Raw genomic sequence first — 26340 nt, forward strand, 5'->3', positions numbered from 1 at the left:
GCAAAAAACTCCTTTTTTTAAGGAGTTTTTTTCTATATGATAGAAGTAGAGGTGCATGTATGCGATTACATACGAAATTAATGCTAGGAATTTTTATAGTAATTATCTTCATCGGCGGGATTTTCGAACTAACCTTTAAAAATATTATGGAATCCAATCTTAAGCATGAAAAAGGAACGAAGGCTTTATCTGTGGCTCAGTCCATTTCAAATATGCCTGAGATACAAAAAGCTTTTTCTAATAAAAACCCTTCTGCCATTATTCAACCAATCGCCGAAAAAATTCGCAAACAGGTTGGTGCGGAATTTATAGTTATCGGTAATCGCCAGGAAATTCGCTATTCTCATCCCGATCCTAACCGTTTAGGGAAAAAAATGGTAGGTGGAGATAATCAGCGAGTCTTTAAAGGAGAATCGGTTATCTCTGAATCAATCGGAACTCTCGGTCCTTCTCTAAGAGGGAAAGCGCCTATTTTTAGTGAGGGCAAAGTAATTGGTGTTGTTTCAGTAGGCTATCTTCAAACAGATATTGAAAAAGAAGTAGGAAAGATACGAAGGAAAATTTTTATCACCACCATGATTATTTTACTAGGAGGATTACTAGCTGCATTATTAATCTCGTTAAATATAAAAAGAGCTATTTTTGGACTTGAACCGAAAGAAATCGCCTGGATGTACCAGGAAAAACATGCCATATTAGAATCCATCCATGAGGGGATTATCGCCATCGATACGAATGGACGAATAACCGTCGTCAATGAAACTGCACATAAAATTCTCAATGTTCCATTAAACGTTCTCCTCCGTGGAAAGAAGATTGATGATGTTATTGAAAATACTCATCTATATGAAGTAGTTCGGACAGGGTTGGCAGAATATGATCGGGAATTTACGATTTGGGGTGAGATATTTTTGGTGAATCGTATCCCTATTTTTAATAAAAAAGACGAGGTAATTGGAGCTGTTGCCAGCTTCAGAAACAAGTCAGAGTTATCTAATTTGATTCAGGAATTGTCTCATGTTAAAGCATATGCTGAAGGCCTGCGGGCTCAGACACATGAGTATTCCAACCGGCTCTATACACTGCTAGGTTTGATCCAGCTTGGTTCCTATAAGGAGGCGATTGATTTCATTTCAAGGGAAGTGGATGTCGCACAAGGATTTATTAGCTTCTTAATGAGGGAAATTCCTGATCCGATTATTGCTGGATTTATTTTAGGAAAGGTTAGTTTAGCCAGTGAATTGAAGATTCATCTTACAATCGATCGTGAAAGTAGTTTTAGAGATTTGCCTGATGAAATTAACAGGGATACGTTAGTGACGATTATCGGGAACCTTGTTAATAATGCTTTTGATGCTGTGAGAGAAAATGGGAAGGTAGAAAAAAGAGTTTCTCTGTTTTTAACCGACTTAGGAAAAGACCTGATCATCGAAATTGAAGATAACGGGAAAGGCATAAACAACAGCATTGGTGAAAAAATTTTCCAAAATGGCTTTTCTACGAAAAACCGTCAAAGCAATTCCGGAATCGGGTTAAGCCTTGTAAAAGAAGCGATTGCAGGTTTAGGGGGATATATAACTTTTTCCTCGCATGAAGGCGAAGGGACGATTTTCACAGTTGTGATTCCAAAACACAGGGGGTGTTTAAATGAATCTGAAACCCAATATAGAAGTGTTAATAGTTGAGGATGATTTACGGATTGCAGAAATTCAAAAACGGTTTATCGAGCAGATTCCAGGATTCCAAACAGTAGGAATTGCGGCAAGCTATTTAGAGGCAAAGACGTATATTGATTTATTACAGCCAGACTTACTTTTGTTAGATGTCTATTTTCCGGATATGAATGGAATTGATTTGCTTAAAGAAACAAAGCAGCAAAGGAAGCAAATGGACGTGATCATGATCACCGCCACAAAAGAGATTCATAAAGTGCAAGAGGCAATTAGTATTGGTGTTTTTGATTATATTATTAAACCTGTGGTGTTTGAGAGGTTTAAACAATCGTTGCTGAGGTATCAAGAATATTATACAAAGCTAGCAGAATTGAAGAATGAAAATCTCCATGTCACACAGCAACAGGTGGACAAGCTGCTGCGAAAAGAAATAGAGGGAACCAAAAGCGACAAACCTTATCTGCCTAAGGGAATTGATCCACTGACGCTGGAAAAGGTACTCGAGGTCCTATCTAAGGTTGCTGATGGCTTAACGGCCGAGATAGTTGCTAAAGAAATAGGTGTAAGTAGAACGACCGCTAGAAGGTATCTTGAGCATCTCATGTCAGAGGAAAAAATTGATGCGGATTTAGCTTACGGAACGGTCGGGCGCCCAGAACGTGTTTATTTGGTTAAGGGGGCAATCAAACAGAATAACCACATCTAAAGAAGAAGGCTCAAATGGAGTCTTCTTCTTTTTGCAGCAGAGTATTGGAAATTTTCTAGGGTAAAATCGAGAGTAGCCCTAAATTGGAACCATGTTTTTATCCATATGGATGAATGCGATATTTATGCTTTGTATGATAGAATTCAAAATTCCAAAATTGAAGGGGCAATATATGGCTTAGAAAAACTGATCACAAAATACAGTTCAATATTTGATGGCTGTTTTAGTTGAAGAAGGATGGTATATTAAACACAAGGCGAAATCAAAAGGATACGAATTAATCGCTTCTGAATATAAATTAATTAATTAAAAGCCACATATGAGTAAGCTTAAGATTTAATAAGTTTCCCTTTTGGGTATGACACAAGTGCGTGTCTTTAAAGAAAAATTTGTGGTAAACTAGTCTAGCATTGAAAAAGAAATATAAGGTGTTTGATTATAATTGGAAATTAAACAGTTGCAATTTTTTATTGAAATTACGCGTACTGGTAGTTTTACCAGTGCAGCAGAAAATCTTTTCATTACCCAGCCTGCCCTTAGCCGAACTATCAAATCATTGGAAGACCAACTTGGTACAAAGCTTTTTGTTCGAACTAGGAAAAAGTTGATCTTAACTGATGCAGGACGTGTCCTAAAAAAACATGCATTAAAAATTGAAGAACAGCTGCAGCAATTGGATGAGGAAATGGATAAGATGTTAATGCCAAAAAAAGGACACATCCGTATCGGGCTCCCTACAGTAACCAATTCTACTTTTTTCTCAAAACTTCTTGCTTCTTTTCATCAAGAATATCCAGAAGTTACGTTCCAATTGGAAGAGGACGGATCAAAGACAATTGAACAGAAGATTGTCAATGGTTTACTTGATTTTGGTATTGTCTTTCTCCCTGACAAAAATGAAAGTATTGACTATTATACGTTTATTAATGAGAAACTAAAACTGGTTATACCCGCCTCCCACCGTTTTATCGGCAAACAGGAAGTGTCATTGCAAGAGCTGAAAGAAGAAAATTTTATTATGTTTAACCGAGATTTTGAATTAAGGAGTCTGGTTATTGCTGCATGCAGAGGAATTGGTTTTCAACCGACCATTATTTCGGAAACATCACAATTAGATTTTATCCAAGAAATGGTTGCTTCTAATTTGGGTATTACCTTGCTGCCTGAGAGTATATGTATGGATTTAACACATGATATTCAAACAATCTCAATAACCAACCCGACAATCCGATGGAGTTTAGCCTTGATCTGGAAAACGAATGCATACATGTCACAGGTTGAGAAAGAATTTATCCGGTTTGCAAAAGTGAAGCTGTCGGAAGCATCCTTACCGTGATTCATAATCTATTATTGAAGATTTCAGCAATGGATTTTTATGCCGTGTCTACAAACAAAACGAGGCTTGGAGGGGAATTTCCTCACAGCCTCGTTTTATTAATGAATCACAGTTGGACCGGCTAGTTCCCTTGGCGGGTTTCCTAATGCTAACTTGCTGATATTAGCATAACTCACTTGTTCATACTCTTTTAGCAACTGTTTTAGTTCAGAAAATTTTTGGTCCCTTTTTAACTTTTCGATTTCCTTTTGATAAACGGACAAAACATAATCATCTTGTCCTACCGGCTTAAATTCGCTTGGGTCTTCATCCATGAGTAATGCTCCCATATATTGGTATCCAAAATTAAGTTTACGAGTTAGTTCAATGATATTTAAGAACATATGATAAATTGATGGTTTTGTTTCACCTAAGTGTTCAATGGCCATTTTTGCGTCAATCAAATCTTCATAATTTGCTGAGACTAACATGTTTCAACCCCCTAAGTACATGCTTTTTTCGGTGAGAGTCTGGATACCAGTTCTTTATTTTGCTCCCTTTTGAGTTTGCGGATTTTTTCGCGTTCTTTTCCGGTTTCGTAAAGAAATTTTTCTTCGTCTGTCTCTGGAATAACTTTTGGCACTTCCAATGGTCTTTTATTTTCATCTAGAGGGACGAAAGTAAAGAAAGCTGTAGCGGCAATTTTCCGTTCCCCTGTTTCGAGATCTTCAGCAATTATTTTACAGAAAATCTCCATCGACCTTTTACCTGTATAGCAAACAAATGATTCGATACCAACCGAATCGCTTTGCTGAATGGGGTGTAGAAAATTAACGGAGTCTGTCGATGCCGTAACACATTGCTTTACTCGTGAATGCCGGCGAGCCGAAAGTGTCGCACATGCATCCATCTTCTTCATAAGAACCCCGCCAAATAATGTATCATAATTATTCAAATCATTAAGCAACACCTGATCGGTATGAATTACACGCGTTTCACTAATTTTTTTCGCTTCCATTTTATCACCCTATATTGAGCAATTTCTTCATACTTCTCTTCCGCTTTTCTTAGTGTTGGGAGATGTTATCTTAATTAAACCAGTTAGATATTTCCTGAAATAATGAACAAATGAGGATCAGTTAATTTTCTATTTTCATGTTTTTCTTATAAATTCTAGTACTGGACCTAGATTAAATTGGAATATGATGGGAATGGTTTACTTGTCTTTTAATGTTCCTGCCAAAAACGCTTCCATACAGTTTTGTTATGAATTCCATATATTATTGGCATTGTACCTTTCCACTGTGGTTATATTATAATCACCTATGTGATGTATGAGAAGCGAACGCTTCAAAAACATTATATATATATAGGGAGAAAATAAATGGAAGCAAAAAAAATTAAAAACACACGTGTTGTTCAAACCGATCAAGTGCTCATTAACGATTTGAACAATTATTCTACATTATTTGGTGGAGTTCTAATGAAGAAGATGGATGCTTGCGCGACTCTTTCCGCCCGTAGGCATTCACGGGTAAAGGAATGTGTTACTGCATCGACAGACTCCGTTAATTTCATTAAACCAATCCGACGAAGTGATTCAGTTTGTATCGAGTCATTTGTCAGCTATACAGGTACAAAATCAATGGAAATTTTCTGTAAAGTGATTGCAGAGAATCTTGAAACCGGGGAACGAAGAATTGCTGCTACTGCATTTTTTACTTTTGTCCCTCTAGATGAAAATAAAAGACCGTTGGAAGTGCCTGAAGTCATTCCAGAAACAGAGGAAGAGAAATTTCTTTATGAAACGGGAAAAGAGCGCGAAGAAATTCGTAAGTTAAAAAGAACACAAAATAAAGAACTTGTGGCCAGACTTACACTAGATAAACCATGGGATTAATAGTGAAACAAAGGGGAAGATCTTATGATCAGACAATCAAATTACACTGAATTGAGAAATGCACAACTTGCTATCGAAAACTTACATGCAACAAAACCTTCTATTTATAAAAAATTTATCAATATCGTAAAACTAACACGTCAATTGCACTGTGGATATCAGTATATGGGAACAGTCATTATGGATGAAAACACAAGTGATTTCTACCCTAAGTCCCTGGATGACTACGTAATGTCCATCTACCATCGTGAAATTGAAAAATTAAAAACAGACGAAAAATTCTCTGAATTAAAACAGGTTCTAAAAAAGTATAAACAAGTAACCTATGTCAACATTAGCAAGTTGGCATTAGGCGAAAATCCAAAAGAATTAGTTGGTCCAATTTTGATTCATTAATAGTTCGAAGGAAACAAATGGGGCACTTATATTTTTCAGTCTTTCATTGATATCTTATATTAATAACCTAAAACATATTAGTTGGGTGAATCGAAAATTTAGTTCGATTCACCCAATTTGCTTTTAAGACTCCATTGCCAGTGGGATATTTACGGAAAACGGCAAATGTGGAGATTCTTCAATAATTTTGTGGTTATTATAGAGTAAGATGAGTTTTTTTAAAATAAAAAGTACCGGACCGAATATAAAATAAGGTCAACCAGTAATATTTTCTTATCTGGCTGACCTTATAATTCCAACGGGTGCGTTAGTCGAACTACCAGTACACATATTTTAATTATACAAAAGTGAATATTTCTCCCTTATGTGATACAATTTCAAAGAATAAAATTACGTGCTAATATGGAGGAGCCTGTCACCATGGGATTATTATGCCTATTTGGTAACAAGCTCCTTTTGTGTTTTCATGACAAATGAATAATTTTTTACTCATGTTTAATTGAATTTTTATATACTATCTAACAAGCTATGTCTTGAAAAAAACACATATTCTCTGTGATTTTTAAAATATATAAATATAAGGGGTAAAGCTTTATGAATACAAGTGAAGAAAAAAAGAAAATAAATCATAAAAAATTATCTGTAAGAAATGTTGTCAAAAGGTCTTTTTTTATTACAATTGGTGCCAGTATTATGGCTTACGGGTTAGAAGCTGTTTTAATTCCGAATAATATAATTGACGGTGGAGTGACGGGCTTATCCATGATTTTAAGTCACGTTACTTCAATCAGCCTTAGTATATTTTTAGTCATTTTAAACTTACCTTTCTTCTTCTTAGGTTATAAGCAAATCGGTAAAACATTTGCTTTTAGTATGCTCTATGGAATCATAGCTCTTTCTGTGATTACTTCATTCATGCATCATATAGACCCAATGGTACATGATCAGCTTCTGTCAGTTGTTTTTGGCGGTGTCATATGTGGAATTGGGGTAGGTTTAGCAATCAGAAATGGAGGAGTTTTAGATGGTACTGAAACATTATCTATTTTAATTGAAAAAAGGGTGCCATTTTCAGTCGGGGAGATCATCATGGCTGTGAATGTGATTATCTTCTCATTGGCTGCCTTTGTATTTTCTATAGAAAATGCTTTGTTTTCAATGCTTACCTATTTTATTGCGTTTAAAACCATTGATATCGTGGTAAAAGGATTAGGTGATATGAAATGCAAATATATCATTAGTGATAACACCGATGAGATAGCAGATGCCATTACAGAACGATTAGGGCGTGGCGTCACTTTTCTCCATGGAGAAGGTTCTTACAGCGGTGAAGATAAACGTGTTATTCTATGTGCTTTTACAAGGCTAGAGGATACAAAGCTAAAAGATATTATTAAGGAGATAGATCCTGAAGCATTTACCATTACTTCAGATGTTTCTGCAGTTTATGGTGGTCGGTTTAAGAAAAAGGACATTCATTAATCCGTAATCGAATAGGTAGTGGATATAAAAATTAAATAGCTGCTTCTAAAGGTCAATTTTTAACGGGTATATTATAAAATTTAAGATAATCAAACTAGACAAAAGAAAGCTAGACAAAACACATTATTAAAAAATGTCTTATCTAGCTTATTTATTATTATTAATCGTCGTTCATTTCTGCCTTGATAACATGAACCAGTTCTTGAATAATATCGTTTAACGGCATTTGACTAGTATCTTTTCCCAGAATGATAGAAGTTTTAAAAATTAACGTTTCTTCTTGCTCACTCACAGAAAGTCCTCCGTTCTTAAAGATTAGCTAGTATTAATTGAAGCTCGAAAGAAATAATCTTCATGCTTATTTCCAGAATTTTATAGACTGACTGTTTTATAGTCAACCATGTCAACTAACGTTCCGCAATCGGGACATATGCTTGATGTTTCAATCCGATATATTCAGCACGAGGGCGAATTAAGCGATTGTTTTCATACTGTTCCAAAATATGAGCGATCCAGCCTGACGTGCGGCTCATCGCAAAAATAGGTGTGAAAAGGTTTTGTTTTATCCCTAAGCAGTGATAAACCGACGCAGAATAGAAATCAACGTTTGGCAACAATCCCTTTTCTTTTAAGATGGTTTCTTCAATCTTTATCGACATGTTATACCACTTATCTTCATCTGTCACCTTGGATAAAAGCCGCGACATTTCCCGTAAATGTTTCGCACGCGGATCGCCATTTTTATAAACCCTATGCCCGAAACCCATAATTTTCTCTTTGTTTGCAAATGCTCGGTGCAGATAAAGCTCAACAGAATCGATGTCATCAATTTCAGCCAGCATTTTCATAACATGCTCATTTGCTCCTCCATGAAGCGGCCCTTTCAGTGCTCCAATTGCAGCCGTAATCCCTAGAATACATATCTGCCAATGTGGCAACGCATACACGAGCAGTAAAGGTTGAGGCGTTTAGTTCATGGTCAGCATGAAGAATAAGTGCTTTGTTAAAAGCTACCTCCGACGTTGGATCAGGTATTGACTCCTTTAACATATACAGAAAGTTGGCAGCAAAACTCAGTGAAATATCTGGTAAAATAGGTTCTTTCCCTTCACAAATTCGAGCATAAGCCGCGATAATCAACGGTACTTTCGCTTGTATACGGATTGCTTTATGAATGTTCGCTTGTTCATCGTTGTCATCGGCTTCATCATCATACAGTGCGAGTGCCGATACGCAAGTCCTTAAGACTGCCATAGGATGAATATTTTTGACAGGATAACTTTTCAATTGTGTAATTAATTCGGCTGGAAGTAAGGCATTTTCATTTAGTTCTTTTCGAAATACCTCTAACTGCTTCAATGTTGGAAGATTGCCATACCACAATAAAAAAATAACTTCTTCAAAATCGGTATATTCGGCTAGTTCATCAATTGAATACCCCCTATACGTTAACACATCATCGACAATCGAACTGACAGAAGAAGTTGTTGCAACGACGCCTTCTAAGCCTTTCGTTTTTACCATCATAATCCTCCTTGTATGAACTATGAATTGGAAATCCTTTACGCTAGTTTTTTCATCTGGTAGATTACAAGTTTACCGAAAACAAGATAAAAAATATTTTTATATTATAAAATTCTATACAACCAGTAAACTTTCACGAATACCTAAACGAGACGTATCCCTTGCAATCATGATTTCTTCATTAGTCGGAATGACCATCACTTTGACCGGTGAATGCTGATAACTAATGAACGTTTCTCTGCCGCTTACTTTATTAAGGCTAGGATCCCAATACACTCCCATAAATTCTAGACCTTCCAATACACGAGCGCGGATAAGGTCACTGTTTTCTCCAATACCAGCAGTAAAGATAATCGCATCAAGACCCTTCATCCTTACCGCGTACATCCCGATATATTCCTGAATTCTTTTTGCAAACACTTGCAGCGCAAGCTCTGCCCGTTTGTGTCCCTTCTCTGCTGCCTCCTGAATATCTCGGAGATCACTTGAATAACCAGATATCCCCAGCAAGCCACTTTCCTTATTTAAAATACTCACCACTTTCTCAGCGCTCTGACCTGTTTTCTCCATGATATAGGTGATTAGTGCTGGATCAATATTACCTGAACGTGTTCCCATGGTCACCCCTGCCAACGGCGTAAATCCCATCGACGTGTCAATTGATTTACCTCCATCTATCGCTGTAAGGCTTGCTCCATTTCCGAGATGGCAGGAAATTAGACGAAGCTCTCTTATTGGACGTTTTAACAACTCTGCGGAACGTTGTGATACATATTGATGGCTTGTCCCGTGGAATCCATATTTACGAATGCCATATTGTTGATAATACTCGTATGGTAAACTGTAAAGAAAAGATTGTTCTGGCATCGTTTGATGAAAAGCAGTATCAAATACTGCTACTGAAGGTACATCAGGCAATAGTTCACGAAACGCATTTATCACGATAAGGTTGGCAGGATTGTGAAGCGGCGCGAGCTCCGATACTTCCTCAATTTCTCTTAATATATCATCGTTGATCAGTACCGATTCACTGAATTTTTCGCCCCCATGAACAACTCGATGACCAATCCCATCGATCTCATCAAGCGATGAAATAATTTCTAAATTGATCAGCTTATGCAATAGGATTTTAACTGCCTCCAGATGGTCATTGATCGTTTGAACTAATTTCATTTTCTTGTTGTGAACTTCAATAGTAAACATTGAATCTTTTAAACCGATCCGATCCACCATACCTTTTGTTATTATAAATTCTTCTGGCATGTGCAATAGTTGATATTTCAATGAGGAACTTCCAGCATTAACTACAAGAATTTTGGACATTCAATTCATCTCCTTTTTGTTGAATTTATTAAATGTAACTAACCTTTCTCTAAGGAAAAATCTCTATAGTTTTGTTAAATCAAGCGCTTTCAAAACAAGTTCGTGTTTTTTCTTTATCTACTCTTCTCCTTACTTAAACAATTTTGGCACTTCGTCATGGACGATTCATGTTCATCTTCTATAATGGAACCACAATAGAAGCAAACACTTGGCGGAAATAGTTTTTGATAGTTTTTATGATTAGAAGCTTTCAGTTCCTTCATTTCTTGTTCGCTCATAATAAGTCTTCCTCATCTTTATTTTGTTACTTCAAAAGATACTTTTCTATTTGCAGTAAACTATCCAAAATCACTAAGGGTTCAACTTAAATCGAACTAGAAATCTTTTGATATGACTTGATCCTAATCAATGTCCGCCTTTCTGAACTATTGTCTTATAACAGACTGATTATTTGAGATTATTTTACAGTATATTTGTTGCACTTGTCTGAATTTTTGGATATAACATTCTATTTGAGGATGAAAGAGAATAATAGATGGATAAAACAGAATTTTTATGAATAATTAATTTAAAAATCAAATAATTTAAATGATTGACATAATATCCCTATAGGTGTAAATTACATATATAGAAGAACTAAGGAGATAATCCAAATGCAAAAGATAGCGCCAATAAAACCATTCAACCATCAAAGAGTTTTGTTCTGCCTTTATATTATTAATTCTTAGTAGAATGTCACTTCATGGATACGAGCTATTTCAAAAGCTTGAAACATTTGGGTTTCATCCGATTGATCAAGGAAGCTTATATCGGCTCCTTCGTCAACTTGAAAAGGAAAACCTTTTTTCATCTGAATAGGATACTAGGGGAAATGGTCCGGCAAAGAGGTGTTACAAAATCACAGAGGTAGGAGTTACATACTTAAAGGGATATGCAAATCAATTAGAAACCTACCAATCAATGTTAGATCAATTCCTCAAAACGTATTCTAATTTACTAAAGCTCTTTATCCCTTCATTTAAAAGTAAGGATCCAATAGAGAAAGGCACCAGTGACAAGAGGAGGAATGAAAATGAGTACAACGTCAAAAAAAAGTGAGCAAGTAAAGAAAGCTGTAGTTAAGGAAGAGGGTTATCAAGTCATGCCATTTGTAGACACAATATGGAATCAATTCGCGCTATCGTTAGATTGGGCAAAGAAACTACAAGAAAGTGGAGAAGAAGTTTATCTAAAGACTGTAAAAGAAACGATTAAGTTCAATAAAGACTTTAGAAATTCTTTTTTAAATCTTTATCCAGAATCAAAAAGGACCAACAGTGAAATCGTTGATAGTGTAAGCGCCCTTTATGAAAAAAATGATGCCTTACAGATTGATTTTCCAGAGCTTACAGACCAATTTCGAGATGTATCTGATCGTGTAGAGAATCTAGCGTTAACCCCAATTAAATTATCTTTCGATCTAATGGATCGATTTGATAATAACCTTGTGGAAAATAGTGAGAATTATGTACACTTTGTAAGAGAGCGTCGTAACGACTTGCTAAAAGTTACAAGTAATTATGTAGAAATTGCAAAAAACAACCATAAAAACATCTATTCCATGATCGAGAAAAGTGTAAAAGTACATGTAAATAATTAATAATGATAAATCATTAAGATTCATCCTTAAAAATAGTAATGAGACAATCGTTCGGGCGATTGTCTCTTTTTTAAATTCAAAATCTATTACTTGGATTATATGGTCCCAATTATGCATATTTACTGGCATTAAGATAGTAACTCATTACTTTTTGAGTGTTTGTTTTTCGTTTTTATGTTCTTTATTAAGAAGATATGCTTTAACTTTGATTCAAGAAGTAGACTCACCAATATTATTAGAACATTATAACCAAATTTGGATGAAAAATTGGGAACTTGAAGGTTAAGATTTTGAGTTCGTAAATGGAAAAAAATGTCGGAAATGAACTTCATTTGAAAAACAAATCGTAAAAAAGGTGGCCGGAACAACGACTGACCAAATAAATTTAGATTATGAAGCGATTAAGGAATTCGCTGCAATATTAAATAATATGGAAACGCTAGTCCAATGATCGCTCTATATTCAGTTTAAGGAAGCGTTCCTGCATGTGCAGAACGTTTTTTTTGCGTTTATACAGAATATAGGGGTTATTTTTCGAAGAATTGCAGTAGGAAATGAATTTTTTGTCAAATTTTGCTTATAAAAAATGTCCAGAAGGACAATAATGAGTGAGGTCTTATTACAACAAGAAAGAGGATTGAAATGAAGATTTGGTTTAACAGATGGTTTACAACGGTTTCCCATTTCATTGACATGATTCGGGATAACGAAGAAAAGCGAAAATTTATTATTTATGGCACCAGTCCGAACAAGGATGCCCTGTATTTACAAAATTGTGATTATGCCTTCGTCGAGCCGGATATATCTGGGGAAGAATATATTGATTTTTGTCTTGATTTTTGTCAGAAGCACGAGATTGATATTTTTATCCCGCGGAAGGAAAATGTCCTCATCTCCAAACGACTAAGTCAATTTGAGAAGTTGGGAGTGAAGGTGTTAGTTTGCCCAGATGCTAGTCTCATGGAGACCATGGATAATAAAGCTGAGACGTATCAAATGTTTACGCGTGGACCGGCAAACTCGTTGATCCCTGATTATCACGTCGTTAATAATCTTGAAGCGTTTAAAATAGCGTATGAACAATTAAAGGAAAAAAGCCATACTGTGTGTTTTAAACCAGTGATTGGTGAAGGTGCGAACGGATTTCGTGTCATTAAAGACCAGATTGATTCGATTACCCAGCTTTTCAATCATGGAACGAGCTACCGTATTCCTTACCACTATGCCTGCGAAATTTTAGGTCAGCAAGAAACATTCCCTGACTTAATGGTGTTGGAATTTTTAGAAGGCAGAGAATATAGTATCGATTGCCTGTCCTCCCAAGATAAATTGTATTCCGCCATACCTCGAATGAAGGGGGATGGAAGGATAAGGGAGATTGTGGAGCAGACTGAACTCATAAAATTGGCTCACGATTTTCACCAAGAATTTAAGGTGCCATATGTATTTAATATTCAAGTCAAATACAACAACAATGGTGAACCCAAGCTGTTGGAAGTCAATCCGCGTATGAGCGGCGGCATGCACTTTAGCTGCTTATCGGGGATCAACATCCCGTATTTGGCTGTTAAAATCTTGCTAGGTGAAGAGGTAAATTTGGTTAAACCGAGGTTTGGCATTCGGGCAAGTCATATTGAAAAAGAAATGATTTTGAAATACGGAGAAATAAGTTAAAAAAAAGAGCAGGTTTCGTTTTCGAACCCGCTCTTTCAACTATTTATAGAACACTTTATCAATGTTGTATTTAGCATGTAACGTATTGATGAGGTAAGTTTCGTAAATTTCTCTTTCCATTGGATCTTCCACAACGCATACTGCAATTTTATAAACTTCATCACGGTGCAATTTGATCGGTGATACAGAATCTTCGAAATGTCTTTTTACGCGGGGGCGTAATTTCCTAGCTTTGCCGACAAACAGTAATTCATCATTTGCGTTTGAAAAAAGAATAATCCCGCCTTTGTCTCTTGGAATTTTATTGTAATCTGTAAAACCATAAACGCTGCTAAGCGGCGCCTCCACTTTTTCTCCAACTTGGTTTTTTTTCGTAATCACTATATCAGGATTAGGGATTTCAATTTTAATCATTTAGAAGATCTCTCCTTGCCTTACTTGAAATAAACGGGTTTCCCGTTTTGCTAGCAGTTCATTATAGCATAAACAATTAATAATAGTTATCTTAACCATTTTTTGATGCTCAAAACCAGTGAATCTTGTATTTAATAAGAAGAAGGTGATTAAAAAGTAGAAAAATATTCCTTGTTTTTGTAAACTTAAAGTGAAACATTGATAATATTAAGATTGAAAGGGTGTTTGTATGGCTATTTCCTTATCTAAAGGTCAAAAAATTGATTTAACAAAAACAAATCCTGGTTTATCGAAGGTTATTGTTGGTCTTGGCTGGGATACCAATCGTTATGATGGCGGAAATGATTTTGATTTAGATGCAAGTATCTTCTTGTTAGCATCTAATGGAAAAGTTACGTCTGAAAAGGATTTCGTTTTCTACAATCAACTTGAAGGTGGAAATGGATCTGTAGTACATACGGGTGATAACCGCACAGGAGAAGGGGATGGGGATGATGAGCAAGTAAAAGTGAATCTTAGCGCGGTCCCTGCTCAGATTGAAAAAATTTCTTTTGTAATTACCATTCATGATGCAGAAGCTCGTGGTCAGAATTTTGGTCAGGTATCTAATGCATTCTGCCGCATCGTTAACGAAGAAACGAACCAAGAAATCATTCGCTATGATTTAGGAGAAGATTTTTCGATTGAGACTGCTATCATCGTTGGCGAACTGTACCGTCACAATGGTGAGTGGAAATTCTCGGCCGTAGGTTCAGGCTACCAAGGCGGCCTAGCCCGTATCGCAACAGACTTCGGCCTAAACGTAGGCTAAAAAATGGTATATAAAAAGGACAAAAACTTTAGAGTAACTGTTTTTGTCCTTTTTTTGTTTATTAGAAGTGTCTCAATTCATAGAGTATTTATTTGTGGAGATGAGGTATTTGCGTTATGGTAGAAATAAAATAACATATTTGAGTTGAGGCTGGTGCTGTTACCAATGAAATTTTTGCTGAAAACACAGATTCTTGCTATTATTATTGCGATTTTTTGGATCTTGTATCTTAATGTAGTAGCTATTTTTGATCGGCCTAGCCCGATCCTCCTATATTTGAATTGGTTTGTTTATGGATTTGCTATACTATTTGCCATCATTTATTTACTATTGACGAAATACATAACTGGTCACAAGTGGCTGGCAATTCCTTTGGTGATTCTACCGTATCTGATGATATACAAACCGATAATGGAACAGATCCTATTAAGCCTAGTAAATAAAAGCTATGGTATAACAATCAATTTTTTGTCTTTATCAACTGGCTCCACGCATTTAATGGCGATCTTAATTGGAGTAATTTTCGGTGTTATCATTTCTAATCGATATAATAGGGAGCAGTAACACTGATAAGCATTATTTACCAAAATGCTTAGAAAATGGCTTAAGCAATCAAAAGTCTATGAATGAAAGAGGGACAAAAGATGGAAGGAAAGTGGCTGATTGCCGATCGCGATTTGAACGAACGTGAAGGATTAAAATGGTTATTGAAAACCTCCTCCATCCCCGTTACCACTATATTGTCAGCTTCTCATTATCAGGAATTCGTCGTATGGTTTGAACAGGAGAAGCCTGATGTTGTCTTAATAGAACTTGATATGATCACGAAGGAAAATTGGTCCACCTTTCGTGACCTGATGCAGATTTATGACCCCATTTTACTATTAACATCCGCAGAAGGAACTTTCGAAAAAGCGCGCCTTGCCATCGATATGCAAGCATTAGATTTAATGATAAAACCTTTTTCGGCAACCAAGGTGAAAAGCGCCTTTCAAAAAGCCGCACGTAAGCTTAGGTCCAAAAGTCAGGCGGATGGAATTCACCATGCAAATTCCTATAAAGATATATCATATGAAGCCTTATTACTATCGCAAGACCCAGGAGCAGAAATATACCATGTAGCTGCTTTTCAAACGGAAAGTATCACTGCCAACCGGACTTTGCATTCGTTCTTAGCAGAATATCCATTCAAGGATGTTCACGGGATTTTTGCATTAGACGACATGGTCGTTGTTTTGTTTTCTGAGACGGGTAATGATATCACGGAGCAATGTCAAAAAGCGATGAGAAAGTGGGAGGAGGAATTTTCTGAGCCTCTAGCGGTCGTAGTTCATAAGGGAAATTCATCAGCCGTTACTTTGAATCAAAAATATCTGCAAACGAGGAAAATGCTGGAGTTGACCTATTATAAAGGGTACCGCCAAGTGGTTGAATTTGGACACTCACCCGCATGGGTCCATATCGATCCTTTTTTAGCTCCGCCTGAACAACGAACTTGGGTCGACATGTTAACTAACGTTGATTTAGAAAAAATAAAAAATTGGCTGTATGATGAATTTTTGCAATTGCACGATCCTTACCCTGACCCAGGTTTGGTCCGAATTAGACTAACGAGTATCCTGGCCCAGGTTAGAAGATATATGAAGACGTATCATTTAGACGAGAATCAAAGCTATGAACAGGAATACCGCTATATTTTCAATTCGATTTTATATGATCGTGTCCTTTATCGTACGGTTCAAAATCTCATCTTATTTATTCAAAAATTATTTTTGGGTACTGAGAGCAGTAATAGAAATCAGATACAAGATCCAATTGAACGCGGCATAACCTTTATGGAGGAAAATTTTTCAAACAGCATGCTCAGGCTTGAGGATGTGGCAGCCTATGTGGACCGTAACCCTTCTTATTTCAGCCATTTGTTGATCACGAAAACAGGCTCTAGCTTTACGGAATCACTAACAGCGATTCGAATAAAGGAAGCGAAAAGGTTGCTGATTGAAACAAATAAACCGATTAAAGAAATTTCAATCCTGGTGGGCTATCAAAATGCCAATTATTTTAGCCGGATGTTTAAGGAATTAATAGGTGCTTCGCCTAAAGAATTTCGATTATATAAAACGGACGAGTATGGTTGATTTAATAATTAATTTGAAATATCAAACTGTAGACCGATCATCAAAGTGAGCGGTCTTTTTACATAAATCAAACCTAAAAATAATATACATTTATGAAAGTTTTATTGGTTATTTGAACAAACCACCTAAATAAATTCTATTTAAACCTATAAATATTGCCCTATATCTAATGTTCCTTTCGTATTTTTCAGAAGATTTTATTTTTATAATAAAAATAGATTGATAATGAAAAAGGGAGTGGAATGGATGGAAACAAACACAGCGAAATCAAGAGTGATAAAAAATTATAAAGGTACGGAATTACATGCGAAAGGCTGGATTCAGGAGGCTGCACTAAGGATGTTGATGAACAACCTGGATCAAGAAGTGGCAGAAAGACCAGAGGATCTAGTTGTTTATGGCGGGATTGGTAAGGCCGCTCGGAATTGGGAGTCCTATGATGCCATTGTGAAAACATTGTTAGAATTGGAAAATGACGAAACCTTATTGATTCAATCGGGTAAGCCGGTGGCTGTATGGAAATCGCATAAGGATGCCCCGCGTGTACTTCTTGCTAACTCCAACTTAGTTCCTGCTTGGGCAAATTGGGAGCATTTCCACGAGCTAGATAAAAAAGGTCTAATGATGTACGGTCAAATGACAGCGGGGAGCTGGATCTATATCGGCAGCCAGGGAATTGTCCAAGGTACGTATGAAACGTTTGCCGAGCTTGCGCGTCAAGCCTTTGGCGGTACATTAAAACACACAATCACACTAACTGCTGGACTTGGCGGCATGGGCGGTGCTCAGCCGTTGGCAGTAACAATGAATGACGGAGTGTGTTTAGCGATTGATGTCGATGAGACTAGAATTGACCGCCGAATTGAAACTGCTTATCTTGATGTGAAAACTAAGGATTTAGATGAAGCTTTGAAATTAGCACACGAGGCAAAAGTGGCTGGAAAGGCACTATCGATTGGATTATTAGGAAATGCCGCAGAAATTTTGCCATTGATGATTGAAAAAGGCTTTAATCCAGATGTATTAACCGATCAAACTTCTGCACACGACCCATTAAATGGTTATGTTCCAGTTGGTTTCACATTAGAAGAAGCGGCTGGATTACGAAAAGAAGATCCAACTAAGTATGTAGAACTTTCCAAGCAAAGCATGGCACTGCATGTGAAGGCCATGCTAACGATGCAGCAAAAAGGTGCGGTTACCTTTGATTATGGTAACAACATTCGTCAAGTTGCGAAGGATGAGGGAGTGGAAAATGCATTTGACTTCCCTGGTTTTGTACCAGCATATATCCGCCCGTTATTCTGCGAAGGAAAAGGTCCTTTCCGCTGGGCAGCACTTTCAGGTGATCCGGAGGATATTCGCAAAATTGATGAAGCATTGCTTCGTGAGTTCAAAGATGATGAACATCTATGCAAATGGGTAAAAATGGCCCAAGAAAAAATAAGCTTCCAAGGTCTTCCTGCTCGGATTTGCTGGCTTGGATATGGTGATCGTGCCCGTTTTGGTAAAGTTATCAATGATATGGTTGCTTCGGGAGAAGTATCTGCACCAATCGTTATTGGCCGTGATCACTTAGATGCAGGTTCTGTAGCATCACCAAATCGTGAAACAGAAGCGATGAGAGACGGAAGTGATGCAGTTTCCGACTGGCCGATTTTAAATGCGATGATCAATGCGGTGGGCGGCGCGAGCTGGGTTTCGTTACACCATGGCGGCGGTGTTGGCATGGGATATTCTCAGCATTCCGGAATGGTTATTGTAGCTGATGGCACGAAGGATGCGGAAGTACGATTAGAACGTGTATTAACAACGGACCCTGGTATGGGTGTGGTCCGCCATGCCGATGCGGGATATGAGATTGCGATTAAGACGGCAAAAGAAAAGGGCATTAAAATGCCTATGCTACAACAAGACTAAGACAGAGGGGATGGAAGATTAATGAGTACACCAATTTTTATCAGAAATGCCTCTCAACTCGTTACATTACAGGGGAGTTCCGAGGCTCCCCGTGTAAAGGTGGCCATGTCTGAGCTTGGCATTATTGAGAATGGCAGTGTTTGGTTGGAAGACGGAGTGATTCAAGCTGTTGGTCCGGATGAGGAACTTGCCCGAAAATATGCAGATCGTTTGGGTGAAGTCGAAGTGGTGGATGCGAGTGGTAAACTCGTAACTCCAGGACTTGTGGACCCACATACACATATTGTTTTTGCAGGCAGCAGGGAAAATGAGTTTAACATGCGACTGCAAGGTGCTACCTATATGGAAATTATGAATAGCGGCGGCGGGATTTATGCGACCACTAGAAGGACACAGTCTGCGACACATGAAGAACTTTTTCGGGAAAGCTATGAGCGCTTGAATCAATTCCTGCGTCACGGCGTCACAACGGTTGAAGCGAAAAGTGGCTACGGGATGGAATGGGAAACCGAATTAAAGCAGCTCGAAGTAGCAAAACAGCTCAATGAGAAGCATGTGATTGATGTGGTCTCAACCTTCATGGGCGCTCATGCTGTTCCGAATGAGTACAAACCAAATCCGGATGAGTTTGTTCGCTTGTTGATTGAGGAAATGATTCCAAAAGTGGCAGAGCTCGGATTGGCTGAGTTCAATGATGTCTTCTGTGAACACGGTGTGTTTACTCCAGAGCAATCCAGGAAAATTCTAGAGGCCGGTCGTAGCTATGGCTTGATTCCGAAGATTCATGCGGATGAAATTGAGCCCTATGAAGGAGCGGAATTAGCGGCTGAGGTTGGGGCCATTTCGGCTGACCACTTATTAAAGGCGTCGGAAAAAGGTATGAAAGCGATGGCTGTAAAAGGGGTAGTCGGTGTGTTGCTCCCGGGGACAGCTTACTTTTTAATGGCGGAGTCGGCAAATGGCCGTAAAATGGTCGATTTGGGTGTACCGGTGGCACTGTCCACAGATTGCAATCCTGGGTCATCACCTACGGTATCCCTGCCATTCATTATGAATCTAGGCTGTCTAAAAATGGGGATGACACCGGCAGAAGTCATTACGGCAACGACCATTAATGCGGCCCATGCCATTAACCGCGGCAAAGAAATTGGCAGTTTGGAAGTGGGTAAAAAAGCAGATATTACGATTTTTAACGTCGGGAATTATATGAAACTGCAATACTCTTATGGCGTGAATCATACCGATACGGTGGTGAAAAATGGTCAGGTGGTTGTCAGGGGAGGTCAGTTAGTTGAAGAGCTTTCTCTTTCCTAAGTTAAATCCCCCTAGTTTTACATGGGTAAGACCAGATGAAGGAGCCGGGATGGCGAAGGTGCATGAATGGATCCAGCCGCTAACGTCTGAGTCTGATCCTGAAAAAAGCAAGGAGGCAGACTTTGTTGTGGTTGGAGTTCCACTGTCCCGATCATCTATCAGCGCCTCGGGTGCCTCGGAATTTCCTGAGGCGTTCCGACGCGCGTGGAAGGGGTTTACTACCTATAACCTAGACGAGGATATCGATTTGTCGGAAATGATAGCACTGGATGCCGGTGATGTCCCTATGCATGTTACCAATATCCGTCGCTGCCATGACAATATCATTGAAGCGTCTGCTGCCCTTCATGAGCATTTTAAGAAATCTAAAGTTTGTGCAATTGGCGGCGATCATTCGATAACTGCGATGATGGTCAAAGGTATGCAGCAAGCAAAACCCGAGGAGAAAATTGGGATTCTCCAGTTCGATACCCACTTCGATTTACGAGACATGTCCCATAACGGCCCATCTAACGGAACACCGATGCGGAATCTAATTGAAAGCGGTGTGGTCGAAGGCAGGAATATGTATAACATCGGTCTGCATGGATTCTTTAACACAAAAGATTTAAAGCAATATGCTGATGCACAAGGGGTCAATTATTTCACGCTCCGGGAAACTAGGAAGAAAGGGATAGAAGAGACGGTTACCGCATGTTTAGACGAGTTGGCTGAAAAGGTGGATACGATTTATTTAACAGTCGATATGGATGTTCTTGATATTGCCTATGCTCCAGGAGTACCGGCTTCAACGCCGGGGGGGATGACAACGGCGGAACTCTTAGATGGGGTTTTAACCGCAGCTAAGCATCCAAAAGTCAAAGCCATGGACATCGTCTGCCTTGATCCCCAAAAAGACACCCATGTCCAACCAACCGTCAAACTGGGAACACACGTATTTCTCACCTTCTTAACAGGGGTAATGATGAGATAAAAAACCTTGGTGTCAGGCACCACTAATAAACACTTTGATCATTGTGTCCGTCATTGGCGGACACTTTTTTATTTTGGGTATAAAAAAAGGAGTTGTAGTTCGGCTTTTATTGACTGAATAATCAGATTTTTGTATGTAAGGATTTTCGTGGGAAATAAAATATAGGTGACTTAAACACTATTATTCCTTGGGAAAGCGCACGATTAGACAATTATCGATACATTTTTTAATAAAGCTTCGCATCTATTTCCCAACTTGCCTTTTATGATTATTGGCAATGTATTAAATGAAAAAGACATCCTTTTGGGATATAATCTAATAATTAGTAATTAATAGGAGTCGCTGCTATGAAAATTATCGTACTCTCAGATACTCATATGCCAAAAAGGGCTAAATCCTTCCCGCCACGATTAGTGGAAGAACTAAAGGTTGCAGATTTGATTATCCATGCAGGGGATTGGCAAACAATCGATGTTTATAACCATCTTAAAACCTTTGCAAAGGTAGTAGGGGTTTTTGGTAATGTTGACAATGAAGACATCAAGGACATGTTTCCAGAGAAACGAATCGTAGAGGCAGGCGGATATAAACTTGGTATTACCCATGGTCATGGCACCGGAAGAACAACTGAAAAAAGAGCCGTTCAGAAATTCGCAGAAGAAAAAGTAGATTGCATCATTTTCGGTCATTCACATATTCCGATTAAAAAGTATGAACAAGGTATCCTTATTTTCAACCCTGGTTCGCCAACAGACAAAAGAAGGCAGGAAAATTATTCATTTGGTATCATTAATATCGGGGAATCATTAGAGGCGGAGCATATCTTTTTTACAAAAGAGTCTTCTGAATATAATACAAAAGGGGAACAGAAACGATGAACAAGCAGGTAATTGTCTATACTACTAAAGACTGTATTGAGTGCACGATGGTCAAAAAAGTCCTTAGTGAGGAAGGAATTCCTTTCGAAACAAGAGATTTATCAGTCAATCCAGAATACCAAAAGGAAGTAGAAAAATATGGCTTTTTGGGTGTTCCAGTGACAGTCGTTGAAAATCGGGCGGTCAAAGGATTTACCAATGAACTGAAAGAGTTGATGGAACTGGCAAAAAGTTAAGAAAGTCCAGAGTATTCGGTACTGTACCAAAAAACAGGGCATTGATTATAAAAAATGAAATGGCTTGGAGGGAAATCCTCCAAGCCATTTTGTTACACCGGATTATGCACTTATTGATTTATCTTCTTTTGCCGTTTGGATCTCACTTGAAGGATGGAACTCATTCTCCATCTTGGAAACAACCACTGTTGCCACACCATTTCCGATTAAGTTAGTAATCGCACGTGCTTCAGACATAAACCGATCAACACCTAGTAATAAGGCAATCCCTTCGACGGGAATGACAGGGAAAGCAGATAGTGTCGCAGCAAGAGTAATAAAACCTGAACCGGTAACACCCGCTGCACCTTTTGAAGTCAGCATTAAAATTCCTAACAAGGTGATTTGATGCCAAAGTGTAATATCTACATTGTAAGCTTGAGCAATAAAGAGCGCGGCCATCGAAAGATAAATCGCAGTCCCGTCCAAGTTAAACGAATAGCCAGTAGGTACAACCAGACCAACCACCGATTTCGAACAGCCGTATTTCTCCAGTCTTTCCATCATTCTTGGCAGCGCAGATTCAGAAGAGGATGTACCTAACACCAAGAGAATTTCTTCTTTAATATAAGCGATAAATTTCAAAATATTAAATCCATAAAGCTTTGCAATTGCCCCGAGGATAAATACGATGAAAATAAACATCGTTGCATAAACGCTTCCCATTAATTTACCTAGTGAGACTAAAGAGCCTAGCCCAAAATTACCGATTGTATAGGCCATTGCACCAGAGGCGGCGATGGGTGAAAATTTCATTACCATATTAACAATCTTAAAAAATATTTCAGTAAATTGTTCAAACAGAGCAACGACTGGTTTCCCTTTTTGTCCTAATGAAGCAAGGGCAATTCCGAACAGGACCGCAAAGAATAAAATGGGGAGCAGATCACCTTTTGCCATCGCCCCAACAAAATTATCAGGAATAATTCCTAAAATAAACTCCATAAATCCATGACTGGACTCCTTTGCCTGCTCAGTAAATTGTGAAATGTCTCCGCCTTTTACGGAGTCTGTGTTAAATCCAGATCCAGGTTTAATGATATTGACGAGTAATAATCCGATTGCAAGCGCAAAGGTAGTAACAATCTCAAAGTAAAGGAGTGCTTTTCCTCCAATCCGTCCAACCTTTTTTAAATCCCCCATGTTACCAATACCGATGACAATCGTTAAAAATACAATCGGAGCAATTACCATCTTAATTAATTTGATAAAGATATCTGCCAAAACTTTTAATTCTGTACCGAATTTTGGAAACAGAAATCCAATCACAATTCCAAGTACAATCCCCAATAATACTTGGACGGTCAAATTCTTAAAATTAATTCTCATTTTCCCGTACACCCCTTTGTTTAATTAGAACTGTTAACGCTTTCAGTCTACCTATTGACAGAATAAATGAAAATTCAGATAATCGTAAGATTTTGGTCATATTGGTCTTATTGTTCCTTTTGTTATAAAAATTACATAATAAAACAACGAAAAAATATCATCGATTAATTTACTATTTTGATAAAATAGGCCATGATAAGAATATAAATGAGAGTTCTTTAAGGGGGAGCAGGGGATGTTTCCGTTAAAGGTAATATTAATAGAAGATGACCCGATGGTTCGGGAAGTACACCGCCAATTTATTGATCGGGTGGAGGGATTTTCGATAATCGGCGTTGCTGCAAACGGTATTGAGGGTCTGAGATTAATCAAAGAGCTCCGGCCCAACCTTGCCATTATCGATATTTATATGCCATATATGGGTGGATTGGAGATGCTAAGAGAACTTCGTTCAGAGCTCTACTCCATTGATGTAATTGCCATAACAGCGGCCAGCGATATGGAAACCATCCATGGAGTTCTTCAACAAGGTGCGTTCGATTATATAATGAAACCATTTACCTTTGAGCGCATAAAAAAATCACTAGATAACTATAAAACTTATCGTATGAAATTAGCGGAAAAGAAGGCCCTTTCACAAGAGGAACTGGATCACATCTTATTCATTGATCAAAAAGAAGAATGTGAAAGAGACAACCTGCCAAAGGGATTAAATATGAACACTTTAACAAAAATTACCGACTTTCTTTCGCAAGAGAAGGAACCCGTCTCTGCTGAGGAGGTAGCTGAAGGCATTGGTATGGCTCGGGTAACAGCACGAAGATATCTTGATTATTTAGAAAAAGAAGGAAAAGTAAAGATACATATCCATTACGGGGGTGTGGGAAGACCAGTCAACCGATATGGAGTGTAAATATAAAATACGATGTTTGTGAAATGGGAGGGAGCATGTTGGACTGGAACATCAGGATTGGAAAACCAAAACTCCGTTTACAGACGACGATTACCCTGCTAGTTTGCATTGTAGTTGTGATGGCATTGTTTGTTACCGAGATATTAATCACTAACAGAATTTCACAAGAAACAAAGAAAGGGCAAGCTGAGAAAGCCACGGATATTGCGCGGATTGTTGCCCAATCGTCCCTTGTGATAAATGGGTTACAGAATAAAAAAGCTGAGAAGGACATCCAAACATATGCGAATGATATCAAACGGTCCACCCATGTTGAATTCATCGTCGTCATGGACATGAATGGAATAAGAAAATCACATCCTAATCGGAATCTATTAGGCCAGCATTTTGTCGGTGGAGATGAAGGCCCGGTATTAAAAGGGAGAGAGCATATTTCGACTGCCGAAGGAACATTAGGATTATCATTACGCTCGTTCGTCCCTGTATTTGATGAGAAAAATAAACAAATAGGGGCCGTTGCCGTTGGGATCTCGTTAGAAAAAGTAAATCTGGCCATCGAACAGAGTAGAAGAATCATTTTGATTGGGGTCGGTGTGGGTGTTTTAGTTGGCATCCTAGGAGCTCTGTTTTTGGCAAGAAAAATTAAATCGATTCTGTTTGGCATGGAGCCTAGTGAAATAGCCAAACTGTTGGAAGAACGAAGTGCGATGCTGGAATCAACCAAGGAAGGGACGCTGGCGGTTGATCAAGATGGGATAACCACCCTCGTTAATAATGAAGGGGTTAGGCTCCTCCATATGGCCGGTATTGAAGGTCCTTTTTTAGGGAAAAGAGTGGACGAATACATGCCAAATACCAAACTTTCCACCGTCCTAGGGACTGGGGAAGCACAATTAGATCAAGAGCAGGAAATCAATCATATTACCATTCTAACCAACCGTGTCCCAGTAATCGTGAAGGGAAAGATTGTTGGAGCAATTGCCACCTTTCGAGAAAAAACTGAAATCAAGGAGTTAGCAGAACAATTGACCGGAGTCAAGTTATATGCAGAGGCACTTAGAACCCAATCACATGAATTCATGAACAAACTGCATGTAATTTCAGGTTTGGTCCATATGAAGGACTATCAAATGGTTTCGACGTACATTACCAAAATTGTGAATCACCAGCAGTCTGAGGTAGAATTTGTCGTCAGTCGTTTTAAAGATCCTGTATTAGCAGGGTTTATTTTAGGAAAACTTAGCTTTGCAAGGGAAAAAGGCTGTGAAATGATCATTGATGGAGAAGGATTGTTACCAGAACCGCACAGGCAGGAAACAACACATGAAGTGGTCACGATTCTTGGAAATTTAATTGATAATGCACTGGATGCGGTCGCGGACCAGCCGCTTAAAAAAGTAACGGTAAGGTTTGATTATTATGAAAATATCCTTGTGTTGGAGGTTCATGATACAGGACAAGGTATCGATGAGGAAATTATAAATAGCTTATGTGTGAAAGGATTTTCAACTAAGGGAGAAAATCGAGGAATTGGTTTATTTTTAGTACAGCGAAGCTTGGAAAAATTAGCAGGACAGTTAGAAATTCATTCTCAAAAAGGGAAAGGGACTGCTTTTATTGTTACGTTCCCATATAACAGTAAACAGTAACAATATTATGTTAACCTGATTATAAAAATGCAAAAAATAATTATATTATGTAAACTACCAATCGTATGTAACTATTTTCTTTACATTCTAGTTT

The 26340-nt window shown here is 38.1% G+C and carries 26 protein-coding genes and 1 pseudogene; 19 read left to right on the forward strand and 8 right to left on the reverse strand.

Going from position 1 to position 26340, the window contains the following annotated elements; all coding sequences use genetic code 11:
• Nucleotides 1-59 precede the first annotated feature (59 nt).
• The 3 genes from AC4QJR_RS11410 (at nucleotide 60) to AC4QJR_RS11420 (ending at nucleotide 3715) form a co-directional block, all read left to right on the forward strand.
• Nucleotides 60-1685: an ATP-binding protein gene (locus AC4QJR_RS11410; protein WP_496526242.1), complete on the forward strand. Its 1626-nt coding sequence runs from the start codon at nucleotides 60-62 to the stop codon at nucleotides 1683-1685.
• Nucleotides 1648-2379 carry a response regulator gene (locus tag AC4QJR_RS11415; protein ID WP_251461584.1) on the forward strand — a complete coding sequence of 244 codons (732 nt, stop codon included), beginning with the start codon at nucleotides 1648-1650 and terminating at the stop codon, nucleotides 2377-2379. The genes AC4QJR_RS11410 and AC4QJR_RS11415 overlap by 38 nt, the downstream gene beginning before the upstream one ends.
• A 442-nt stretch (nucleotides 2380-2821) precedes the next feature.
• Entirely contained in the window at nucleotides 2822-3715 is an 894-nt protein-coding gene (locus AC4QJR_RS11420; RefSeq protein WP_496526243.1) for a LysR family transcriptional regulator, read from the forward strand.
• A 98-nt stretch (nucleotides 3716-3813) separates the two neighbouring features.
• Here the strand turns inward: AC4QJR_RS11420 and AC4QJR_RS11425 are convergent, their stop codons facing one another.
• Entirely contained in the window at nucleotides 3814-4185 is a 372-nt protein-coding gene (locus AC4QJR_RS11425) for a hypothetical protein (protein WP_098575367.1), read from the reverse strand.
• An 11-nt stretch (nucleotides 4186-4196) separates the two neighbouring features.
• A complete protein-coding gene (locus AC4QJR_RS11430; RefSeq protein WP_098575368.1) occupies nucleotides 4197-4712 on the reverse strand; it encodes an acyl-CoA thioesterase in 516 nt (171 codons plus the stop codon).
• Nucleotides 4713-5078: 366 nt separating this feature from the next.
• Here AC4QJR_RS11430 and AC4QJR_RS11435 point away from each other — a divergent pair, with 366 nt between their 5' ends.
• The 3 genes from AC4QJR_RS11435 to AC4QJR_RS11445 all read left to right on the forward strand — a co-directional run bounded on the left by AC4QJR_RS11435 (nucleotide 5079) and on the right by AC4QJR_RS11445 (nucleotide 7472).
• The gene (locus AC4QJR_RS11435; protein ID WP_098575369.1) at nucleotides 5079-5594 is read left to right on the forward strand and encodes an acyl-CoA thioesterase; all 516 of its coding nucleotides are present in this window, start codon (nucleotides 5079-5081) and stop codon (nucleotides 5592-5594) included.
• Nucleotides 5595-5618: 24 nt separating this feature from the next.
• Nucleotides 5619-5990: a hypothetical protein gene (locus tag AC4QJR_RS11440; RefSeq protein ID WP_098575370.1), complete on the forward strand. Its 372-nt coding sequence runs from the start codon at nucleotides 5619-5621 to the stop codon at nucleotides 5988-5990.
• 594 nt (nucleotides 5991-6584) lie between these two features.
• Nucleotides 6585-7472, forward strand: coding sequence for a YitT family protein (locus tag AC4QJR_RS11445; protein WP_098575371.1), 888 nt, complete (start codon nucleotides 6585-6587; stop codon nucleotides 7470-7472).
• Between the two features lie 160 nt (nucleotides 7473-7632).
• Here AC4QJR_RS11445 and AC4QJR_RS11450 read toward each other — a convergent pair whose 3' ends face one another.
• The 4 genes and pseudogenes from AC4QJR_RS11450 to AC4QJR_RS11465 all read right to left on the reverse strand — a co-directional run bounded on the left by AC4QJR_RS11450 (nucleotide 7633) and on the right by AC4QJR_RS11465 (nucleotide 10597).
• Entirely contained in the window at nucleotides 7633-7764 is a 132-nt protein-coding gene (locus AC4QJR_RS11450; protein ID WP_496526244.1) for a hypothetical protein, read from the reverse strand.
• Nucleotides 7765-7879: 115 nt separating this feature from the next.
• Nucleotides 7880-8996, reverse strand: a pseudogene (citZ, locus tag AC4QJR_RS11455) (citrate synthase).
• Nucleotides 8997-9110: 114 nt separating this feature from the next.
• Entirely contained in the window at nucleotides 9111-10319 is a 1209-nt protein-coding gene (locus tag AC4QJR_RS11460) for an acetate kinase (RefSeq protein ID WP_375377015.1), read from the reverse strand.
• A gap of 113 nt (nucleotides 10320-10432) precedes the next feature.
• Nucleotides 10433-10597, reverse strand: a complete 165-nt coding sequence (locus tag AC4QJR_RS11465; protein ID WP_179195757.1) for a hypothetical protein — start codon at nucleotides 10595-10597, stop codon at nucleotides 10433-10435.
• A 454-nt stretch (nucleotides 10598-11051) separates the two neighbouring features.
• Between AC4QJR_RS11465 and AC4QJR_RS11470 the strand changes: the two genes are divergently transcribed.
• The 3 genes from AC4QJR_RS11470 to AC4QJR_RS11480 all read left to right on the forward strand — a co-directional run bounded on the left by AC4QJR_RS11470 (nucleotide 11052) and on the right by AC4QJR_RS11480 (nucleotide 13632).
• Nucleotides 11052-11177, forward strand: coding sequence for a helix-turn-helix transcriptional regulator (locus AC4QJR_RS11470; protein WP_251461568.1), 126 nt, complete (start codon nucleotides 11052-11054; stop codon nucleotides 11175-11177).
• Nucleotides 11178-11391: 214 nt separating this feature from the next.
• Nucleotides 11392-11958, forward strand: coding sequence for a polyhydroxyalkanoic acid inclusion protein PhaP (gene phaP / locus AC4QJR_RS11475; protein ID WP_496526245.1), 567 nt, complete (start codon nucleotides 11392-11394; stop codon nucleotides 11956-11958).
• A gap of 642 nt (nucleotides 11959-12600) precedes the next feature.
• Nucleotides 12601-13632: an ATP-grasp domain-containing protein gene (locus tag AC4QJR_RS11480; protein WP_496526246.1), complete on the forward strand. Its 1032-nt coding sequence runs from the start codon at nucleotides 12601-12603 to the stop codon at nucleotides 13630-13632.
• Between the two features lie 39 nt (nucleotides 13633-13671).
• Here the strand turns inward: AC4QJR_RS11480 and AC4QJR_RS11485 are convergent, their stop codons facing one another.
• A complete protein-coding gene (locus tag AC4QJR_RS11485; protein ID WP_026567028.1) occupies nucleotides 13672-14046 on the reverse strand; it encodes a nucleotide excision repair endonuclease in 375 nt (124 codons plus the stop codon).
• Nucleotides 14047-14275: 229 nt separating this feature from the next.
• On the opposite strand from AC4QJR_RS11485, the gene AC4QJR_RS11490 reads away from it, so the two are divergent.
• From AC4QJR_RS11490 to AC4QJR_RS11525, 8 genes are all read left to right on the forward strand, one after another.
• On the forward strand, nucleotides 14276-14857 hold the full coding sequence (locus tag AC4QJR_RS11490) for a TerD family protein (protein WP_496526247.1): 582 nt from the start codon (nucleotides 14276-14278) through the stop codon (nucleotides 14855-14857).
• Between the two features lie 165 nt (nucleotides 14858-15022).
• Nucleotides 15023-15421 (forward strand): hypothetical protein, encoded by a 399-nt coding sequence (locus AC4QJR_RS11495; RefSeq protein ID WP_496526248.1) that lies wholly within the window; start codon nucleotides 15023-15025, stop codon nucleotides 15419-15421.
• Between the two features lie 80 nt (nucleotides 15422-15501).
• Nucleotides 15502-16995 (forward strand): helix-turn-helix domain-containing protein, encoded by a 1494-nt coding sequence (locus tag AC4QJR_RS11500; protein WP_496526249.1) that lies wholly within the window; start codon nucleotides 15502-15504, stop codon nucleotides 16993-16995.
• Between the two features lie 246 nt (nucleotides 16996-17241).
• Nucleotides 17242-18915, forward strand: a complete 1674-nt coding sequence (gene hutU / locus AC4QJR_RS11505) for a urocanate hydratase (protein ID WP_098575378.1) — start codon at nucleotides 17242-17244, stop codon at nucleotides 18913-18915.
• Between the two features lie 21 nt (nucleotides 18916-18936).
• On the forward strand, nucleotides 18937-20229 hold the full coding sequence (gene hutI, locus AC4QJR_RS11510; protein WP_496526250.1) for an imidazolonepropionase: 1293 nt from the start codon (nucleotides 18937-18939) through the stop codon (nucleotides 20227-20229).
• Nucleotides 20207-21202, forward strand: a complete 996-nt coding sequence (locus AC4QJR_RS11515; RefSeq protein ID WP_496526251.1) for an agmatinase family protein — start codon at nucleotides 20207-20209, stop codon at nucleotides 21200-21202. The genes hutI and AC4QJR_RS11515 overlap by 23 nt, the downstream gene beginning before the upstream one ends.
• Before the next feature lie 347 nt (nucleotides 21203-21549).
• Complete coding sequence (locus AC4QJR_RS11520) at nucleotides 21550-22080, forward strand: metallophosphoesterase family protein (RefSeq protein ID WP_496526252.1); 531 nt, start codon at nucleotides 21550-21552, stop codon at nucleotides 22078-22080.
• Entirely contained in the window at nucleotides 22077-22316 is a 240-nt protein-coding gene (locus AC4QJR_RS11525; RefSeq protein WP_098575382.1) for a glutaredoxin family protein, read from the forward strand. Before AC4QJR_RS11520 ends, AC4QJR_RS11525 begins: the two co-directional genes overlap by 4 nt.
• 102 nt (nucleotides 22317-22418) lie before the next feature.
• On the opposite strand, the gene AC4QJR_RS11530 is transcribed toward AC4QJR_RS11525, so the two are convergent.
• Nucleotides 22419-23684, reverse strand: a complete 1266-nt coding sequence (locus tag AC4QJR_RS11530; protein WP_098575383.1) for a dicarboxylate/amino acid:cation symporter — start codon at nucleotides 23682-23684, stop codon at nucleotides 22419-22421.
• 235 nt (nucleotides 23685-23919) lie between these two features.
• Here AC4QJR_RS11530 and AC4QJR_RS11535 point away from each other — a divergent pair, with 235 nt between their 5' ends.
• Together AC4QJR_RS11535 and dcuS are read left to right on the forward strand one after the other, a co-directional pair.
• Nucleotides 23920-24597, forward strand: a complete 678-nt coding sequence (locus AC4QJR_RS11535) for a response regulator (protein ID WP_098575384.1) — start codon at nucleotides 23920-23922, stop codon at nucleotides 24595-24597.
• Nucleotides 24598-24632: 35 nt separating this feature from the next.
• Nucleotides 24633-26246 carry a DcuS/MalK family sensor histidine kinase gene (dcuS, locus tag AC4QJR_RS11540; protein ID WP_098575385.1) on the forward strand — a complete coding sequence of 538 codons (1614 nt, stop codon included), beginning with the start codon at nucleotides 24633-24635 and terminating at the stop codon, nucleotides 26244-26246.
• The last annotated feature ends 94 nt before the right edge of the window (nucleotides 26247-26340 follow it).

The organism is Neobacillus sp. BP17 (assembly GCF_059579525.1).

Coding starts and splice junctions, on each gene's coding strand:
- AC4QJR_RS11410 (WP_496526242.1), top strand. CDS start 60: ATGCGATTACATACGAAATTAATGCTAGGAATTTTTATAGTAATTATC.
- AC4QJR_RS11415 (WP_251461584.1), top strand. CDS start 1,648: ATGAATCTGAAACCCAATATAGAAGTGTTAATAGTTGAGGATGATTTA.
- AC4QJR_RS11425 (WP_098575367.1), bottom strand. CDS start 4,185: ATGTTAGTCTCAGCAAATTATGAAGATTTGATTGACGCAAAAATGGCC.
- AC4QJR_RS11430 (WP_098575368.1), bottom strand. CDS start 4,712: ATGGAAGCGAAAAAAATTAGTGAAACGCGTGTAATTCATACCGATCAG.
- AC4QJR_RS11435 (WP_098575369.1), top strand. CDS start 5,079: ATGGAAGCAAAAAAAATTAAAAACACACGTGTTGTTCAAACCGATCAA.
- AC4QJR_RS11440 (WP_098575370.1), top strand. CDS start 5,619: ATGATCAGACAATCAAATTACACTGAATTGAGAAATGCACAACTTGCT.
- AC4QJR_RS11445 (WP_098575371.1), top strand. CDS start 6,585: ATGAATACAAGTGAAGAAAAAAAGAAAATAAATCATAAAAAATTATCT.
- AC4QJR_RS11460 (WP_375377015.1), bottom strand. CDS start 10,319: ATGTCCAAAATTCTTGTAGTTAATGCTGGAAGTTCCTCATTGAAATAT.
- AC4QJR_RS11465 (WP_179195757.1), bottom strand. CDS start 10,597: ATGAGCGAACAAGAAATGAAGGAACTGAAAGCTTCTAATCATAAAAAC.
- AC4QJR_RS11470 (WP_251461568.1), top strand. CDS start 11,052: ATGTCACTTCATGGATACGAGCTATTTCAAAAGCTTGAAACATTTGGG.
- phaP (WP_496526245.1), top strand. CDS start 11,392: ATGAGTACAACGTCAAAAAAAAGTGAGCAAGTAAAGAAAGCTGTAGTT.
- AC4QJR_RS11480 (WP_496526246.1), top strand. CDS start 12,601: ATGAAGATTTGGTTTAACAGATGGTTTACAACGGTTTCCCATTTCATT.
- AC4QJR_RS11485 (WP_026567028.1), bottom strand. CDS start 14,046: ATGATTAAAATTGAAATCCCTAATCCTGATATAGTGATTACGAAAAAA.
- AC4QJR_RS11490 (WP_496526247.1), top strand. CDS start 14,276: ATGGCTATTTCCTTATCTAAAGGTCAAAAAATTGATTTAACAAAAACA.
- AC4QJR_RS11495 (WP_496526248.1), top strand. CDS start 15,023: ATGAAATTTTTGCTGAAAACACAGATTCTTGCTATTATTATTGCGATT.
- AC4QJR_RS11500 (WP_496526249.1), top strand. CDS start 15,502: ATGGAAGGAAAGTGGCTGATTGCCGATCGCGATTTGAACGAACGTGAA.
- hutU (WP_098575378.1), top strand. CDS start 17,242: ATGGAAACAAACACAGCGAAATCAAGAGTGATAAAAAATTATAAAGGT.
- hutI (WP_496526250.1), top strand. CDS start 18,937: ATGAGTACACCAATTTTTATCAGAAATGCCTCTCAACTCGTTACATTA.
- AC4QJR_RS11520 (WP_496526252.1), top strand. CDS start 21,550: ATGAAAATTATCGTACTCTCAGATACTCATATGCCAAAAAGGGCTAAA.
- AC4QJR_RS11525 (WP_098575382.1), top strand. CDS start 22,077: ATGAACAAGCAGGTAATTGTCTATACTACTAAAGACTGTATTGAGTGC.
- AC4QJR_RS11530 (WP_098575383.1), bottom strand. CDS start 23,684: ATGAGAATTAATTTTAAGAATTTGACCGTCCAAGTATTATTGGGGATT.
- AC4QJR_RS11535 (WP_098575384.1), top strand. CDS start 23,920: ATGTTTCCGTTAAAGGTAATATTAATAGAAGATGACCCGATGGTTCGG.
- dcuS (WP_098575385.1), top strand. CDS start 24,633: ATGTTGGACTGGAACATCAGGATTGGAAAACCAAAACTCCGTTTACAG.